This is a genomic window from Mesorhizobium sp. C268A, from assembly GCF_040324475.1.
Taxonomy (GTDB): Bacteria; Pseudomonadota; Alphaproteobacteria; order Rhizobiales; family Rhizobiaceae; genus Mesorhizobium.
In genome coordinates, this window is the sequence record NZ_JAMYVX010000001.1 from 4,861,880 (window position 1) to 4,879,001 (window position 17,122).

Sequence of the window (17,122 nt, forward strand, 5' to 3'; positions counted from 1 at the left end):
AGCTCGCCTTCGTCCTCCAGGCCGATACTCAGGCGCAATGTTGCGTCGGGCCCCTGGCCATGACGTCGCGCTTCGGAAGCCGTCGATGGACAGGCGCTGGATGCACTCCAACACCAAGAGATGCAAAGTCCTCGGTTGGCCCTTGGGGTGTAACAACGAATTGGATGAGAGCGCCTTTCCAAACCACTGTGAACGCTGTACGGATTTCGATCGAAAAGGACGCGAATTTTCCGCACATCTATTCGCGTGAGTTATTGAATTGAAGTGGCGGCATCGATGAATTTTCGGCAGGTTGAGGTCTTCCGGGTAGTGATGACCAACGGTACCACGGCCCGCGCGGCTGACGTTTTGCATGTGTCCCAGCCAGCGGTCAGCAAGATGATCCAAGAGCTGGAACGCTCGCTTGGTTTCGATCTCTTCCAGCGGATCAAGGGTAGACTCCACCCTACTCCCGAGGGACAGCTTTTCTTCCGCGAGGTCGAACAGGCTTTTGTTGGCCTCAGCCATCTCAGGGGGGCGGCCGCCCGCATTCGAGACTACGGCTCCGGCGAACTCAGGATCGCTTGTCTTTCGGCGCTCTCGACCAATGTTCTTCCGCGCGCCCTTCGCGCCTTTATGGATCGAAATCCGAACATCGCCGTCACCTTCCAGACGCGCATGTCCTCTAATGTGCGCGACCTCGTCGCTTCCGGCCAGTTCGACCTCGGGATTGTCGCTGACGAGATCGATCGCACGGGTGTTGAGGTGAGCGAGTTTGCGCAGTTTCCAGTAGCCGTGGCGGTGCCCAAGGGACATCCACTCGAGTCCTTGGACATCATCCGCCCAATCGATCTTGCCGGCTGTCCATTTATCGCTCTCGCCCCGGAAGACACGACCCGACGCGACGCCGAGCACGTTCTCAAGGAAGCCGGCGTCGCGGTGCGAACTGTGATGGAAACGCCCTATTCGACAACGATCTGTGCGATGGTGGCTGCTGGTGTCGGCGTCGGCCTTGTCGATCCTTTGACCGCACAGCCGTATGAGGGCCGCGGGCTGACCTTGCGGCCGTTCGAGCCCGCACTTTACTTTCGAACCCTCTTGATCAGGCCGCCCAATCGTCTCCCCTCTCGTATTATTGCGGAGTTCCTCGAGGATTTGCGAGCCGCGATCTGAAATGGTCGAACACACTCGTGCGTCAGGTTGCTTCCGGATGAGTGGATCTGCATCGGCTCTTGCCTGCTCCGATGACCAGTCCTTTACGTGAAGAGTTCCCTCCATCACACTTCCACGGCTCACATCCCGCTCCACGAAACCCTGCAACCCACCTTTCACCAACACGCTTCCCGGCTGAGATGCATCCAACTAGTTGATGAAGAGAAGCGGCGTGCCGTTGCGAGTATCGGCTGCTCAAGCTTGAAAGTATTCCCACCACTCGTCCATCGACTGCATCATGGGAAGGACGCACAGGTTCGTCCAATGGTAAGATTTAGGCCTCCTATTCCGTCAGGTTATTGGGTGGCCGGCGGCTGAGAAAGCGTCGCCTCACCGGGATGCGCGATCACGACCTCCTACACGGGCTCGGCGCTCGACAATGGAAGGCACACCAACGGTGCCCCATCGTAGCTCACAATTGGCTCGGGCCGCACGCAAGGTCTTCTGGATGACCTCGAATTGCGTCTCTCAAGCTGTTGCGAACAGGTCTCGAAATGATGCCTTCTGCTAAGTGCAGCACTCGCATGCATCGCATGCTCTTGTTGCGACGGCAAAGCGCCGAATGGCGGACTTGAAGCCGACCCGCGCTCCAGAGAACTCCGTAGGCCCATAACCTAAGAGAATAGCAGCGCCATTTGTTGCTATTGGACGGGATACATCCCCGCATGTCAACAATGGCGTCATTAACGGAGACGGGATCGAATGCATGATGACACAAGATCGGTGGCGAGGTTCGCGGTGAGCCTGGAAGGCTATGACAGCCTGACCGTTCCGATACATCGCGCCTCGACAATCCGGTATCCGGATGCCGCGTCCTTCGCCGCCCGGTTCGAGCGCAGTGCTGATGGATATGTTTACGGGCTCTATGGAACGCCCACTCATCGGTACTTGGAGAAGAAGATCACCGAACTGGAAGAGGGCGCCCGCACACTGCTGGTGCCTTCCGGTCAAGCTGCTGTCGCTTGTTCCATGCTGGCCCTTGTTGCCGCACACGAGAAAGTACTCATACCCGACACCGTGTATGGCCCCGTGCGCGATTTTGCCACCCATGAGTTGGCGTCGCTTGGCATTGAGGCCGTCTTCTACGATCCCGTCGACTTGCGCGCACTGGATTCCCTGATTGATGCGCGCACGCGCCTCGTCTGGACAGAGTCTCCAGGGTCAATAACGCTGGAGATGCAAGACATTCCGGCGATTGTCCTGATAGCTCACGCCAAAGGCGCACTCGTCGGGTGCGATAACACATGGGCTTCTCCCCTCAATTTCAGGCCGATCCGCCATGGCGTGGATATTGTTGCGGAAGCTCTCAGCAAACATTTCTCCGGTCACTCCGACCTGGTCTTGGGCTCGATCACCACAAGGGACGACGCCTTGGGCCTGAAAATCAAAGCCTCTCTTGGAAGACTGGGCATCGGCACGTCGCCTGACGACTGTGTGCTTCTGGCTCGCGGACTGGAGACCTTGGCAATACGCCTCGCAAGATCCGACACATCCGGCCTTCGCATCGCGGCTTGGCTAGCCGAACATCCATGCGTGGAAACGGTGATCCACCCTGCGCTGCCTGGCAGCCCTGGCCACGAAATCTGGAAGCGAGATTTCAGCGGCTCCTGCGGTGTCTTCACGTTCATACTGAAGGAACAGTATGCGGGCCAAGCATTCGCTGCATTGGACGCCTTACAGATAATTTCCATTGGCGCTTCTTGGGGAGGAACCAAGAGCCTGATCGCGCCATCAACCGTGAAGGCACTGCGAACGGTTCGGCCTTGGACGGGTCCGGACTATCTCTTTCGCTTGAATGTCGGGCTTGAACACCCTGACGATCTTGAGGAAGATTTGCAGCGCTTCTTCGCGGTGTTGATCGACGGCGAGAGAAATGAACCGCGCAGCGCCGTCCACGGCTAGTTGTTTCCGGTCGTCGACGTGACTCATGGAGAGAGGGGAGAAAGCTGGTGCGCCCGGACTTTCTCCGCAGGCATGACAACGCGATCGAGGCGAGACCGGAGCCAGCAGGCCGCTCCCCATTTGCGATCCATTCTGGAAGCGCACAGTTCCTGTCGGTCACGCCGCCTTCAAATCGGTGCCGAAATGACACGCGAACTGACGTCCGCGGCCACCACTCTTCATCTCAGGAGGGGTCTGCGAACAAATGCTCTGCGCAATCGGACATCGCGAGTGGAACCGGCAACCGGAGGGAGGATTGATCGGGCTGGGGATTTCGCCCGCCAGCGTGACAAGTCCCCGTTCAGCGGCAACACGAGGATCCGATTGCAGAACCGAAGCTAACAGAGCCCGGGTGTAAGGGTGCTGAGGTGTCCGATAGACCTCCTCGCTCGTACCCTCCTCGACGATTTTCCCGAGATACATCACATAGAGCCGCGTCACGGCCTGTCGAACCAGCGCTAGGTCGTGAGCAATGAAAAGCATCGCCACCCCCAGATCACGCTGCAGCTCCAAGAAAAGATTCATGACTTGAGCCCGGATTGACAGGTCAAGAGCGGACACAGGCTCATCGCATATCAACACCTTCGGTTCGACCGCCAAGGCCCTGGCGATTGCGACCCGCTGCCTTTGTCCACCCGACAGTTCGCGAGGAAACCGGCTATTCATTTGGGAGGGTAACCCAACCTGATCGAGCAACTTGCCGACCTTGGTGTCGATTTGCTTGGCCGAAACCTTGCCGGCAATGACAAGTGCCTCGGCCAGGGTCTCACCGACGGTCTGACGTTCGGAGAGGCTGGCATAGGGATCTTGAAAGATGTACTGGATTGTACGTCGCCGATCTCGTAGCGCGCGCCCCCGGAGGGTTGAAAGATCGGTGCCGTCCAGCACTACGCTGCCATGCTGATGATTCTCGAGACCAACTATGGTTCGTCCGAGAGAGGATTTGCCGCACCCGGATTCGCCGACAAGTCCAACGATCTCGCCGGCATTTAGGTGAACTGAAACGTTATCGACAGCGGTGATCCATTTGTCCCGTTCCCCGCTTTTATAGCGGGTGGTCAGGTCCTTTACCTCGAGGATGCTTTTCACTGTCCCTACCTCAGTTGCTCGTATTTTACAGTGCACGCCATCGAAACAGATGATTGCGGAATGGAGTGCAGTTGGGGCCGGCCGTTGAGACAAACCGGCTGGGTAAATGCGCACCGCTCGGCGAATGCGCATGCCTCCAGAGGCGCTCCCATGCTCGGCGGAAGCCCGGCAATTCCCCTGAAGGGTGACCCGGAAGGATCTTCCTCTCTTGGAATCGCGTCGACCAAACCACAGGTATAAGGATGGGAGGGTGACACTAGTACGTCCGCTACGGGGCCGTACTCCACAATACGTCCCGCATACATCACGGCGACCTGATGCGCGATGGCGGCAACGACGCCCATATCGTGCGTGATCAGCACGATACCCATGTTCAATCTTTTCTGAAGGCTTTGCAGGAGCTTGAGTATTTGCGCCTGGATCGTCACGTCCAGCGCCGTTGTCGGCTCGTCCGCGATTAGCAGAGGCGGCTCGCTCGCAACCGCAATCGCAATCATGACGCGCTGTCGTAGACCCCCCGACAGTTCATGAGGATATTGTCTCATGCGCTGGACTGGGTCCGACATTCCTACCAGGGAGAGCAATTCCTCAGCGCGCTTCTCAGCTTGCCGGGTGGTCAAGCCTAGCTGCTTTTGCGCCACCTCCGCGATCTGTCGGCCCACCCGCCTGACCGGATTCAGGGCGCTCATCGGATCTTGGAAAATCACTCCAACCGATTTCCCACGAACATGGCGCAGGCTGGAAGGCGGCAAGGCTGCAATATTAGTACCGGCGATGTTGAATGAACCGCTGATCTGGACCGCCAGCCCAACTGGCATAAGGTCGAGTGGCGCGAAGTTCATCACAGTCTTGCCGGAGCCGCTCTCGCCGACAATGGCTAGCGTCTCTCCCCTGCGCACGCTGTAGCTGACCCGGTCAACAGGCCTAAGTGCACCATTCTTGGTGAAGAGATCGACACTGAGGTCTCTTACCTCCAGAACTTTATCTGTGCTCATGTCGCAATCCGCTTTTTCGGATCTTCGATTGGTGCTCGTTCCCATGAGGCAGCGACAAGCCGGCCGCGCCGCAAAACCGAACGTCGCAAGTCGCGCGGCACACGGTTCAGTGCAATCGCTTCGCCAAGCAAGTTGAAGCTGACGACGACTCCTGTGATCGCAAAGCCGGGAAGCAATACCATCCACGGATTGAGATCGAGGTACGGCAACGCATCAACGAGCATCTGCCCCCACTCCGGAGTGGGCGGTTGTATGCCCAGTCCGAGAAACGAAAGAGTCGCAATTGATAGTGCAATCCCTCCTGCATCCGCTGAAACATAGACCAGCACCATTCCTAGCGTTGATGGAAGCAGATGACGGAAATAGATTCGCAGCGGGCTGGCCCCAAGAACCCGGAGTGCTTCGATATGCGGCCGGTTCAATATCCCGATCGCCACGCCGCGGGCGACGCGAGTGGAACCTGCCCAGAACGCCAGGATCAGCGCCAGCACCATGTTCCAGTAGCCCGTTCCGAGCATGCCGATGATTGCGAGAGCTATGATGAGCGACGGAAGCGCCATGAAGAGTTCCACGAAGCGCATCAGGATCTCTTCGGTCCGCCCTTTGACGAAGCCGGCGAAAGTACCCAGCGTGACTCCGATAAGGAGCTTGAAAGTCACGACAATGGTCATTGCGACGACTGTTGTTCGAGCCGATACAATCAAGCGCGAGAAGACATCGCGGCCGATATGGTCCGTCCCGAGCCAATGATCGGCTGAGGGACCGGCGAAGCGAGCAGTAAGATCCTGTAGGTTGGGGTCGTGGGGGACCAGCCACGGACCGAATGCTCCTAGAAAGAGAAACAGACCTACCCCAATCAGCGCGGACTTTGGAAAGTTGCTGAACGCCTCTCCAACGGAATGCCAAAAGCGCTTCATGCCACCTGCCTCCGCAGCTTAGGGTCCGCCGCAATCATCAGCAAGTCGGCTATCAGGTTCACCAGCGAGACATACAGTACAAACGCCAGGAGACAGGCCTGCATGACCATGAAATCTCTGGTGCGAACGCCTGATACAAAGAGCTCGCCTATGCCGTGAAGGGCGAAAAGCGGTTCGACGATGATCGCTCCGATAGTCATCGAGCCGATCATGTTGCCCAGCGCGCTGACATATGCGGGAACTGCATTGGGTAAGGCATCGCGGAGCATGATATGCAGGACCGAGAACCCCTTCGCGCGCGCCGTCAGGGCATAAGGCCGTGTCATCGCTTCGGAAATGCCGATCCGGAGCACACGAGAAAGCACAGCAGCGGAAGGCGCCGCCATCGCGATTGATGGGAGTACCCAACTCAAAATGGAGCTGTCGCCAAACGAAGGCAACCATCGCAAATTGACGGCGAAAATCAGGATCAGAACTGCGCCTCCGAAAAACACTGGTGTCGACGCGCCTAGCAGAGCCATGAGCCGCACTATGTGGTCGGGGAAACGTCCTGGCCAAGCCGCACCGATCAGTCCCATCGCTGCCGACAAGACTATCGTCACGATGCTCCCCCCGAGAATGAGTTTCATCGTGGTCGGAACCCTGTCTCTGATGGCGTTGCCGACATCTTCGCCTGTTATATAGGCAATGCCGAAGTCACCTTGAGCGACGCCTTGCAACCAGTGCCAATAGCGAACAGGAACAGGATCGTTCAGCCCGAGCTCCTGCGCGACCTGGTCTACCATAGCCTTGGATGCGCCCGGAAAGCGCAGCTCGGCGATGAGCTGCGCGACATTTCCCGGGGCAGCCACGACGAGCCCGAAACACAATACTGACGCCATCAGCAGCAGCAGTGCTGAGTTTCGCAATCGGCGCCTCAGATAAATAAACATGAACAAGCCACCTCCCCGAAACTAAGACTTCAACACCATACCTCGATAGGGGAATTCTGTATCGGTGGGAGGGACGTTGAAGCCTTCGACCCGACTCGAAGCTGCCCAATATGTCGGCGGGTAGAGGACTGGTGAATATAGGACATCTTCACGAAGCTTGTCGTAGAAGACCTGCAATGCGGCCAACTGAGCTTCAACTCCCACCGCTTCAGTGGCAGCTGCGATGAGTGGATCCAGACTTGGATCGAGCGCGACCTTGCCGTCGGACCCGCTTTCTATCGTGGATAGGAACAGAAGTGTCACCGAGCCGAATGGATCATAGGGAGCGCCATAGGTCTGAAAGATTGCGATGTCATATTCGCGCTTAGGAATCTCGGAATGGCGGGAGGCATGGTCGACGGAATGCACCGTGACGTTTATGCCTATTTCACCAAGCTGCTGCTGAAGAATTTCGCCAAACACCTTGGAGCCGGCGATAAAATCGTCTGAAACTAGAAGCTCCAGGGACAAGTTCTTGCCACTCTTCGAGCGGTACGGCGCGCCCGTCCAACCGGCGTTCTCGAGCAGTTGCTTCGCTTGCTCGACGTCGCGAACGGGTGCGTCATGCCTCGTGCCAGACAAGGGCACGGTGGGCCCGAGAAGATCACCAGCCGGAGCGGCGTCGCCATTGAAGAGCACAGCCGATACGGCAGTCCGGTCGTAGCCAACATCAATCGCCTGTCGTACGGCCTTCTCCGCAAGGGCGGGGTTCCTTTGAGTATTGAAGGAAAGCACCATCGTCATCGAGCCCTGCGCGGTGATGACGTTGATTCCCGCCCGCCGCAAGGTGTCCGCCTCCTGCGATGTCAGCGCAGCGGCTCCGCCGCCGACAATGTCCAGTTCATCAGAACGCATGGCATCAACACGGGAACGAGAATCCGGCATAACGGTAATCTCGATCCCGGAAAAAGATGGCTTATCTCCCCAATATTTATCATTGCGGATGAAAGAACTGCCGGAGGTCGAATTTGCTTGAACAATCCACGGCCCAGTTCCAACCGGTGCCTTGAGGGTTCCGTCCTCGTTGACGGAAATGGGAGACAGGAAACGTACGGGCCGAACATAGCTGAGTTCATACATGAGCCCCGGTACGGGCTGCGTAAACTTGATCTCGATCGTGTGCTCGTCGATCTTCTGGACACCCGAGAAAAACTTGGAGGCGTTGATCCAGGAATTGTCCGCAACACCCATCCAGAGTTTCAGGTTCCAGATAGCCGAATCCGCGTCGAAGGGATGCCCGTCGGTAAAGCTTACATTCTTCCGCAAATTCAGCGTCAATCGAGTGTCGTTGTCGGAAAGGCTCCAGGATTCTGCGAGGCAGGGTACCGGAGCACCCCTTTCCCCATATCTGATCAATGGCTCGTAAATGAGATCTTGCAGTTGGAACTGGGCGACATAGTCACGCGCGTCCAGATTGGTGGACGCTTTGGCCACCGCGACACGCAAGGTTCCCGTGTGGTTGTCGGCCATGGCAGACCTGATCAGGCCGTCCAACCCCAACAGGAGTGGTGCAGTGGCGAAAGACGTTAGAATGTTGCGACGCGTAAGTGTCATTGAGCTTTCTCCATCGCCCTTTTCCCCATTTTACCTCGCGAGCCGGACGGGCTGCCTCCGCGCGGTTCCGATCTTTCCTCTTGCCGGATTATTTTGGTGAGTCGCCGAAGTGGTGTTGCCGCGATCGTTTCCGCAAACGCCGTCCGAACCAAGGGCAGAACCTCTTTCCAATTCGGCACGGCCGGTATCCACTCCAGCTGTCACATGTAATTTTAAGGAAGGTGACATGGCGCAGATCATGCCGTCTAATATTTTTATCAGCACGAGCTATTCTCGAGGGTTATAGGATGGGATCATCGACGTTCATAAAGTCGGGGCAATGAGATTGCGTTGACCCTGGCAGAATCTCCCATACCGCAGGGATGATTGGCCTCCCTCCGCCCGCTCTCCGAGGTAACGGGCAGGCGAAATGGCGAGGCATCGCCCCAAGCGCCCGTGAGGTTTTCTCCGATTTTGTGTGATCGCCGATCAGGATCGCAAGGCTTGCGGGCGCATCCTTGAGGCAGCGCGGCCACAACGCACCCTCATGTTCGCCTGCAAAAAGGGCCAAAGATACGAACGGCTGGCAATGATCTCATTATCTATGAACTGCTTGCATGAGATTATTCCCCAAAGTTATTAGTAGAGACACTCGCCTGGCCATAGCGTCAAGTATCTGGTTTTTGATAACAAGGGTGGTTCTGGATGGGCAATCGAAGTGCCACTGATCCAGGGAAACACGAGGAATTCACTCCCCGCGAAATCGAGGTGTTCGCCTCGGTTATGCTGCACGGAACAACGACGAAGGCAGCGGACGCTCTGGACATCACGCAACCGGCCGTTAGCAAGATGCTGCAGCACCTTGCGGAGAAGGCCGGCTTCCAGCTTTTCAGGAAGACCCGGCAACGTCTCATTCCGACGCCGGAGGCGCATATGCTGCACGCTGAAGTGCAACGGGTTTTTGAGTCGGCACGAGGTATTTCGCGTGCGGCTAGAGATATCCGTGAACTACGCAGCGGCCGGCTGAACGTATGTGCATTACCAGCTTTTGGACTCACGTTACTTCCGTCGCTGATCACCAGCTTTTCCCAACTTCATCCATCAGTCTCGATCTCGCTGGAGATCCGGAGCTCGATAACCGTTATCCAGCGGGCGAGCCGTAACCAGTTGGACATCGGAATCGGCGTTACCTCATCGGAAGAAAACCCATCAATCGTTCGCCGCGCCTTGACGGCAACTCCGCCGGTTTGCGTGATGCCTGCCGGCCACAAGCTCTCACAATTGCAGGTCATTCAGGCGGACGATCTCGACGGCATCAACTTCATTTCGATGGGATCATCAGATCCAATGCGGCGGCAACTCGACGCCTTGTGCGTGGAGCGTGGGGTGAACCGTTCACTCAAAGTGGAGTCGAGCCTTTCAAGTACCTGCATCAGTCTTGTGGCGTGCGGCATGGGCGTAACCGTCGTTGATCGCTTGTCCGCCTGGACGGCGCGCGACCTACCGATCGAGATCAGGGATTTCCGGCCTCATCTCGATCTCAATCTCAGTGTCTATCGACCATGGGGCGTGATCGCATCCACGGCAGCCGATGCGTTCACCGAACATCTCATCCAGGGCACGCGCAGCTATATGAACGGGGTAGAGGAAGGCATCCTGAACCTCGTGCGCTGAGTTCATAACTTTTCGCCCGATGCGTGCGGCCCCAACTCAATTGACCGATTTTGATCCCGAAGCGACTGTCGCCGCATCTGGCGGCAGCAAAAAGCTAGTTCAGCAAGCTCTGGCCGCCGATGCAACAGCAATGGAAACCAAATTGATGTCAGACATCCAAAGGCTAGAAACAAACGAAAAATTGAGCCGTGTGGTTATCCATCAGGGGGTGGCATATCTCTCGGGCCTGACAGCCGATGACAGAAGTGCCGATGCTTTCGGGCAGACTCTACAGGTGCTGCGGAAGGCTGACGCGCTTCTTGGCAAGGCTCAGTCGGACAAATCGAAAATTCTGTCAGCGCAAATTTGGATGCGCGACATCAACGAGTTTGATGAGATGAACAGGGCATGGATCACATGGCTCGAAGGCACGGTTCCTCCCGCACGCGCTACCGTGGGCGCGACCTTCGCGCTCCCGGACATCCATGTGGAAATCCAATTCACTGCCGCCGTCTGACCGTGTCAGCGAAGGGGAGGGGTCTTGCGGCCCCGCAATTCATGCAATAGCTGCGAAGAGGCGCTTCACATCCTCTTCGTCGTTATAGACGTGAGGAGAGATCCGTAGTTTCTTTCCACGCACGGTCGCAAAAATTCCCTGGCTCTTGAGGTGTTCGGAAAGTCCCTCTATCGGCCTGTCGCCAAGATCGACGATTGCAATATGCGGGGCTCGAAAGCGGTTGTCAGACACCGTTAGATCGAGCTTCGCAGCTTCGTCCCAGATCAATTGGTTGAGGTAATCAAGCCGGGAAAACACGGTTGGGACGCTCCACTCACTCAAGAGGCGAAGAGAAGCGGTCGCAACTGGCAGTACCGCGAAATCGGAGCGTTCGCCCATGTCAAATCGCCGGGCGCCTGGTAGAAACTCAGCCACATCTACCGCATAGAAGTCCGATTTATCGCCGCCTACACGGTTCCACGAATGGTGTTCGAGAGGCTTGCCTGTCGAATGCCATCGGCGGTCCGCGTAAAGAAACGCGAGCCGATATGGCCCGAGAAGGAATTTGTAGGTCGCGAAAACGAGAAAATCCGGACGCACCGTCTTGACATCGAAAGGCAGCGCTCCCACCCACTGGGTTCCATCGACGACGACACAGGCGCCAACCTCCCGTGCGGCGGATGCGATTGCCTCCAGGTCAACCGACATTCCCTCGAACCAGTGCACCATCGTACCTGCGACGACAGCGACCGGCACGCTGGACGACCCGATCGTCGAGATGATCGCAGACGTCCAGTCATTGTCGGCGGGCCGTTTCGCGATTGTGATCGACGCACCTTTTTTCTCCGCAAGTTCGTACCAGACATACCGATGCGACGGATGTTCGTTCTCCATGAGGATGATCGTCGAGCCGGGCTCCACAGGCACGTTGGCCGCGGCAACTGCTGTACCGTAGCTTGTGGCAGCAACGATTGCGATATCGTCCGCATCCGCGTTGATCATCGAAGCGGCCAGTGTCCGTGCATCCTCGACCTCGTCGTAGTACGACCCGATGGACATCTTCCAGGGCGACGCTTTCACCGCCGTCCCGGCTATGCCAGCCTGAAGCGATATTTTCGGGATTGGAGACATGTATGCGGCGTCGAGATAGGAGATCGACCTTGGGAGATCGAAAAGATCACGTTGGCAGTCCAGCATACGATCACACCTCGAAATCAATGGGCGTGCCAAGCGACTTTTCGCGGGCAACGCAGTAAACGAAATTCGCAAGTTCGATATCCTGCGCCGGGACGCCGAGAGAACGGTATAGAGTGATCTCCGCATCGGTAGTGCGGCCGGGGATGGCGCCTTCCAACATCGCGCCGACTTCTCCGCGGATGTCGTCTCGGCTAGCAACCCCGAGCTTGAAAGCTTCGACCATCTCTCCGGCCGCGATGAGCGCCATTGGCATGTAGTCGACCCAAATGCTCGATCTGCGCACGCATTCCAGGTCGAGTTCGCGGCATTGAGACACGCTTGCGCCGACGGCGTTGATGTGAATCCCCGGAGGCAGCCATTCGCCGAACAGTACCGGCTCCTGCGCCGAGGTTGTGGTGCAGACAATGTCCGCTTCTACCAGGGCGTCTCTTGCGGATGGGAAGACCAATGTCTGAAAGCCTGCGCTCGCCTGTTCTTCGGCGAAACGCGACGCCTTCCCAGGATTTCGCCCCCAGATGTGAAGCCGCTTGATAGGCCGCACCTTCGAGATCGTTTCTATGTGGCGTCGCGCCTGTTCGCCATATCCAAAGATCGCAAGGATTGAGGAGTCGGCGCGAGATAGTGCTCTGGTAGCGACGGCACTCGCTGCCGCTGTGCGCCAGGCGGTCAATTCCCCGCCATCGACCAGTGCAACCGGACTGCCATTTTCCTTATCAAAGAGGATGATAGCTCCTCGATGAGAAGGCAGCCCCAGGGCGAAGTTGTCAGGAAAGATAGAGAGGACTTTCGCACCGAACAGGTCACGGTCGGAGAGCGCCGCGTACATTACGGATAGGCAAGTTCCTTCCGACCCAGGCAGCGTCAGCGTTCGTCGGACATCTTGGCTCGCAACGCCGTTCGACGTCTTGCGTAGGGCTGCTTCTGCGATCTCGAGCGACAGTTCGATCGAGAGCGCAGCTCGAATGGCATTTTTGTCGAGCACCATAAAAGCTGGTGCTTGATGATCGGCACTCATGATGCATGCGTCCCTGGGCAATTTTCGTGCAGCCTATCACCGGCACTACCGGACTCATCCGCGAAGTTCATAACTTTAAAGCATAAACCACACGTTGCTGGATCGTTGACGATGCATGTCGCTCTCAGCAGAATACGCCAGCAGAGACAGCCGCTTCCAAGACGAACTCGGCTGCATGCTGAGATGCCGAAAGCATTCCTGGGATAAAGCGCTCGGAGCAATAATATATGCGTGCTATCGTTATAGGATCAGGAGTTATTGGTACCTCCGTTGCATACGAGTTGGCGAAAGCGGGAGCGAAAGTTTCTGTCCTTGAGCAGGGTAGAGTTGCTTCTGGCGCTTCCGCGGTAAGTTTTGCTTGGACCAATGCCAACGGCAAAAGACCTCGCGAATACCATGCGCTCAATGTCGCTGGTATGCGCGCCTATATCGATCTCGCCCGTGAGTTCGAGGGCGCGGGCTGGTTCAACCAAACAGGCAGTTTCGAATGGTGGACCACGGAGGCTGCACAGGCAAAGCAGCTGGCGGGAGTAAAGCTTGAACAGGAATGGGGGTATGGCGTCGATTTCATCTCCCGGGATCGCGTTGCCGCGATGGAGCCCGACCTCGATGTTCGGGCGATAGGTGAGGCGCCTATCGTCTATTACCCCGAAGAGGGCTGGATCGATCCAGTTCTGTACGCAGCTTGCCTGTTGCGCAGTGCGTGCGAACGCTGGGGCGCGCAGGTGTACACCGGCACGCAAGTCAAGTCGTTGGAGACGCGGTCTGGACGCGTTTCAGGCGTGCGCACGGCGGCCGGCGAACGATTTGAAGCTGACATTGTGGTGAATTGCGCAGGGGGGGCATCCAAAGACAGCTTGGGCGAGATTCCCGGCATCCCAATGAAGTCGTCAATCGGCGTTCTGGCGTTCACTCAGCCAGTGGCGATGACCTTGAGACGGCAGTTCCACGCTGACGATCTCGATGTCCGTCCCGACGGCGCAGGCCGCCTGATGCTTCATAAAATATCAGTCGACGATCAGCTCTCCGAACCGAAACTGCTTCGGCCCGATGGCATCGAAGCGACCACCATCCTCAATGCTGCACGTGAGCTGCTTCCAGCGCTCGAGGCAGTCAGCATCGAGGCCGTCAGGACGACGGTTCGCCCGATTCCCGGCGACGGATTGAGCTGTGCCGGCCCGATGCCGCAAGTCGATGGGTATTATGTTGGCGTGACACATAGCGGTGTCACGATCGCCCCGCAGATGGCGCGGTTGCTGGCTGATGAGATTGTTCACGGGAACATCCGCGAAGAACTCGCCATGTTCAGACCAGCGCGCTTCTTCGGCGGAGCCCCTGGCAGCGTCGTACCCAAATCCGCGGTTGCCGGCCCCAGCCACGACTGAGCATTCAGGCAAGTCAAGCACCGAGGTGTGGCGCTGCCGTAGGAGATCAACCAGTCCGGAATTCGAATCGAACAAATGAGCGCAGCCTCGGAAAGGGGCGACAATCAAAAGGAAGCGCAAGGGTCGAAGGCTACGCAGAAGACAGGTCATAACCATAACAGGGGAACTCAGATGACACTTCTTTCACGCAGAACTCTATTGCTGGGATCGGCGGCCATTGGCGGCCTCTTGGTCACCGGTGTTGGTACGAATCAAGCTTCGGCAGAAGAAGGCAACACGTTGCGACTGCCGATCGGTCGCGCAGCGGGAAATCTCGATCCGCAGCGTTATGTCGGCATCTTCGCCGTGCAGGATATGATCTTCGACCCGCTCGTGCACTACTCTTCGGGCGGCAAGATCGAACCGGCTCTGGCTGCCTCGTGGGACAAGTCACCCGATGACAAAGTATACACGTTCAAGCTTCGCCCCGAGGTGACGTTCACGGATGGCGAGCCTTGGAACGCCGAAGCGGCAAAGTGGAATCTGGATCGCTGGCTTCCGAAGGAAGACTACAACTGGATGCGTATCAGCGCGAATCTCGACAAGATCGAGATCGTCGACCCGATGACGATCGCAATCCATTTCAAGCAGCCGACTCCCACGGCTCTCGTAGAGTTTTCCTATGTCAGGCCCGTAAGGTTCCTGAGCCCTAAAGCAGTTGATGGAGAGGGTAAGTACGCATCTCCTGTGGGAACCGGTCCGTGGAAGATCGAGAAGGACGCGCCTGAGGGCACCGACCTCATTCCCAACGAAAAGTACTGGGGGGCAAAGCCTTCTGTTGACAAGGTTTCGCTGATTGTCATGCCGGACGCACGCAGTCGGATGTCGGCGCTACGAGCAGGCGACATCGACGCGATGGGCGGACAGTTCATCGCTCCCGTCAGTCCTCAGGATGCGAAGACCCTTGAGTCTTCCGGCATGACCGTGGTGACCGACACGGGCACGGATACGATTGTGCTCGGCTTCAACCCGCGCATCGATACTTTTAAGGATGTGCGTGTTCGCGAGGCGTTCAACCTGCTTATCGACCGCGAGGGCATCTGCAAGGCAGTGATGAAGGGTTTTGCCACGCCTACGATGAACCTTTATCCCGAGGTGATCGCCTATTCGGGAACCCGATTTGAAGTTCCGAAGCGTGACCTGGAAAAAGCTAAGAGCCTGCTCGACGAGGCCGGTTGGGTTGGAGAGCCTGTCCGATCCAAGGACGGCAAGCAGCTGAACATCGATCTTGTCATATCCGAAGACGCGGTCCCGAGCTCCCGGGCCCTAGGCGAGGTTATACAGGCGTTGCTTTCGGAAGCCGGTATCGGCGTGAAGTTGCGCAACGTCGACCACGCTACGCGTCACGGTGATATTCCGGAGTTCAAGTATGATCTCTCGCTGTTTATAACCAACGGCGCGCCGTATGACCCCTTCAATTCAATTGGTTTGATGGTCCTCTCGACGATCGAACCGGGAACGGACGGAAAGATCTACGAGGACAAGGCGGTTGACCCACTGATCCTCAAGGCACTCTCGGCTCCGGAGCCCGAGCGGGCTGAGGCATTCCAGGCCGTTTTCACCTGGCTGCATGACAACTGGGCGATGATGCCGCTGTTCCACGCCCAGCGAATCTGGGCGCACAATGATCGCGTCAAGGCTTTTGCCATACCCGCGACAGAATACGAGATGCCGCTGAAAGGCATATCTCTTTAAGCTGTACCTGTGCCTCGGCTTCGCGCCGAGGCACCCGCAGTCTCAGGAAAGCCAAAGGTTCGCCATGCTGAGAATAGCCATGAAGCGCGGTGTTTCCGCCGCCATCCTCATCGCCATCGCCTCTGTGTTCTCTTTCATCTTGATCGCAGCGTTTCCCGGAAACGTGGCCGCGCTCATAGCTGAGTTGAGAGGCGGCTTTGTGTCGCACAAGGTCGTTGAGCAGGTGGCGATCGAATACGGCCTGAACGATCCGCTGCCATTGCGATATGTGCACTGGCTCGGCGATGTGTTGCAGGGCGATTTCGGAAGGTCGCTGCGAACCGGTCAGCCGGTCTCAGAAGCCATAATGGAACGCCTTGAGCCCACTCTGGTTCTTATTGCTGGCGGCGGCATTGTCATGCTGATCGTTGGTGTCGGGCTCAGCTTCATGGGTGCCATGTGGCCTAACGGAACGACAGACCGGATGATCCGCGCCTTCGCCGTTTTGAACGTGTCGATCCCAAAATTTTTCCTAGCATCAATGCTCATTTATGCGTTCGGCGTGACGTGGAACGTGTTTCCCACTTTCGGCTTCAGGGGACTTTCCAGTTGGATTTTGCCGAGCATCGCCATTGGGGTTGTTCCAGGTGCGCTCCTCAGCCGCGTCGCACGGGTCGCGCTGGAGGAAACTATGAGCAAGCCTTATGTCATCACCGCGATCAGCAAAGGCTTCAGCAGACGAAGAATTCTGTTTCGCGACGCCTTGCCGAATATCGTCCCGGTCGTTTTGACAGCGTTTGGAATGGCGCTGGCCCAGATGGTGCCCAACGCGTTCATCATCGAACCGATTTTTTCGTGGCAAGGTCTTGGCGCCTATTTTGTTGAGGCAGCTCGCTTCCGGGATCTCCCAGTACTGCAGGCGTGCCTGCTGATCTTCTCCGTGCTGTTCATTGTGGTGAATCTCGTCGTCGACCTGATCGTCATTGTCGTCGATCCGCTTCAACGTCGAGCTGCGAGGGCCTGATC

General features: G+C 57.3%; 14 protein-coding genes. 7 read left to right on the forward strand and 7 right to left on the reverse strand.

Going from position 1 to position 17,122, the window contains the following annotated elements:
- Nucleotides 1-276 precede the first annotated feature (276 nt).
- Nucleotides 277-1,152: a LysR substrate-binding domain-containing protein gene (locus NKL06_RS23720; protein WP_023686274.1), complete on the forward strand. Its 876-nt coding sequence runs from the start codon at nt 277-279 to the stop codon at nt 1,150-1,152.
- 741 nt (nt 1,153-1,893) lie between these two features.
- Nucleotides 1,894-3,093, forward strand: a complete 1,200-nt coding sequence (locus NKL06_RS23725; RefSeq protein WP_023683349.1) for a trans-sulfuration enzyme family protein — start codon at nt 1,894-1,896, stop codon at nt 3,091-3,093.
- 156 nt (nt 3,094-3,249) lie between these two features.
- Here the strand turns inward: NKL06_RS23725 and NKL06_RS23730 are convergent, their stop codons facing one another.
- Genes NKL06_RS23730 through NKL06_RS23750 form a run of 5 tightly spaced genes read right to left on the reverse strand, consistent with a single transcriptional unit; the run spans nt 3,250 to nt 8,658 of the window.
- Complete coding sequence (locus tag NKL06_RS23730; RefSeq protein WP_031198302.1) at nt 3,250-4,221, reverse strand: ABC transporter ATP-binding protein; 972 nt, start codon at nt 4,219-4,221, stop codon at nt 3,250-3,252.
- A 5-nt stretch (nt 4,222-4,226) separates the two neighbouring features.
- Nucleotides 4,227-5,216, reverse strand: a complete 990-nt coding sequence (locus NKL06_RS23735; RefSeq protein WP_023683346.1) for an ABC transporter ATP-binding protein — start codon at nt 5,214-5,216, stop codon at nt 4,227-4,229.
- Nucleotides 5,213-6,133 carry an ABC transporter permease gene (locus NKL06_RS23740; protein WP_023683345.1) on the reverse strand — a complete coding sequence of 307 codons (921 nt, stop codon included), beginning with the start codon at nt 6,131-6,133 and terminating at the stop codon, nt 5,213-5,215. The genes NKL06_RS23735 and NKL06_RS23740 overlap by 4 nt, the downstream gene beginning before the upstream one ends.
- Nucleotides 6,130-7,065 (reverse strand): ABC transporter permease, encoded by a 936-nt coding sequence (locus NKL06_RS23745; RefSeq protein ID WP_023683344.1) that lies wholly within the window; start codon nt 7,063-7,065, stop codon nt 6,130-6,132. Before NKL06_RS23745 ends, NKL06_RS23740 begins: the two co-directional genes overlap by 4 nt.
- A gap of 21 nt (nt 7,066-7,086) precedes the next feature.
- Entirely contained in the window at nt 7,087-8,658 is a 1,572-nt protein-coding gene (locus NKL06_RS23750; protein WP_023686273.1) for an ABC transporter substrate-binding protein, read from the reverse strand.
- A gap of 684 nt (nt 8,659-9,342) precedes the next feature.
- Here NKL06_RS23750 and NKL06_RS23755 point away from each other — a divergent pair.
- Both NKL06_RS23755 and NKL06_RS23760 read left to right on the forward strand, forming a co-directional pair.
- Nucleotides 9,343-10,311 (forward strand): LysR family transcriptional regulator, encoded by a 969-nt coding sequence (locus NKL06_RS23755; protein WP_023683342.1) that lies wholly within the window; start codon nt 9,343-9,345, stop codon nt 10,309-10,311.
- Between the two features lie 40 nt (nt 10,312-10,351).
- The gene (locus NKL06_RS23760; RefSeq protein ID WP_245261772.1) at nt 10,352-10,807 is read left to right on the forward strand and encodes a RidA family protein; all 456 of its coding nucleotides are present in this window, start codon (nt 10,352-10,354) and stop codon (nt 10,805-10,807) included.
- Between the two features lie 39 nt (nt 10,808-10,846).
- Here NKL06_RS23760 and NKL06_RS23765 read toward each other — a convergent pair whose 3' ends face one another.
- Nucleotides 10,847-11,983: an aminotransferase class V-fold PLP-dependent enzyme gene (locus NKL06_RS23765; RefSeq protein WP_023683340.1), complete on the reverse strand. Its 1,137-nt coding sequence runs from the start codon at nt 11,981-11,983 to the stop codon at nt 10,847-10,849.
- A gap of 4 nt (nt 11,984-11,987) precedes the next feature.
- Nucleotides 11,988-12,998 (reverse strand): ornithine cyclodeaminase family protein, encoded by a 1,011-nt coding sequence (locus NKL06_RS23770; protein ID WP_023683339.1) that lies wholly within the window; start codon nt 12,996-12,998, stop codon nt 11,988-11,990.
- 227 nt (nt 12,999-13,225) lie between these two features.
- Between NKL06_RS23770 and NKL06_RS23775 the strand changes: the two genes are divergently transcribed.
- The 3 genes from NKL06_RS23775 (at nt 13,226) to NKL06_RS23785 (ending at nt 17,120) form a co-directional block, all read left to right on the forward strand.
- Nucleotides 13,226-14,383 carry an NAD(P)/FAD-dependent oxidoreductase gene (locus NKL06_RS23775; protein WP_081727304.1) on the forward strand — a complete coding sequence of 386 codons (1,158 nt, stop codon included), beginning with the start codon at nt 13,226-13,228 and terminating at the stop codon, nt 14,381-14,383.
- Between the two features lie 171 nt (nt 14,384-14,554).
- Nucleotides 14,555-16,117 carry an ABC transporter substrate-binding protein gene (locus NKL06_RS23780; RefSeq protein ID WP_031202376.1) on the forward strand — a complete coding sequence of 521 codons (1,563 nt, stop codon included), beginning with the start codon at nt 14,555-14,557 and terminating at the stop codon, nt 16,115-16,117.
- Between the two features lie 64 nt (nt 16,118-16,181).
- On the forward strand, nt 16,182-17,120 hold the full coding sequence (locus tag NKL06_RS23785) for an ABC transporter permease (RefSeq protein WP_023686269.1): 939 nt from the start codon (nt 16,182-16,184) through the stop codon (nt 17,118-17,120).
- Nucleotides 17,121-17,122 lie beyond the last annotated feature (2 nt).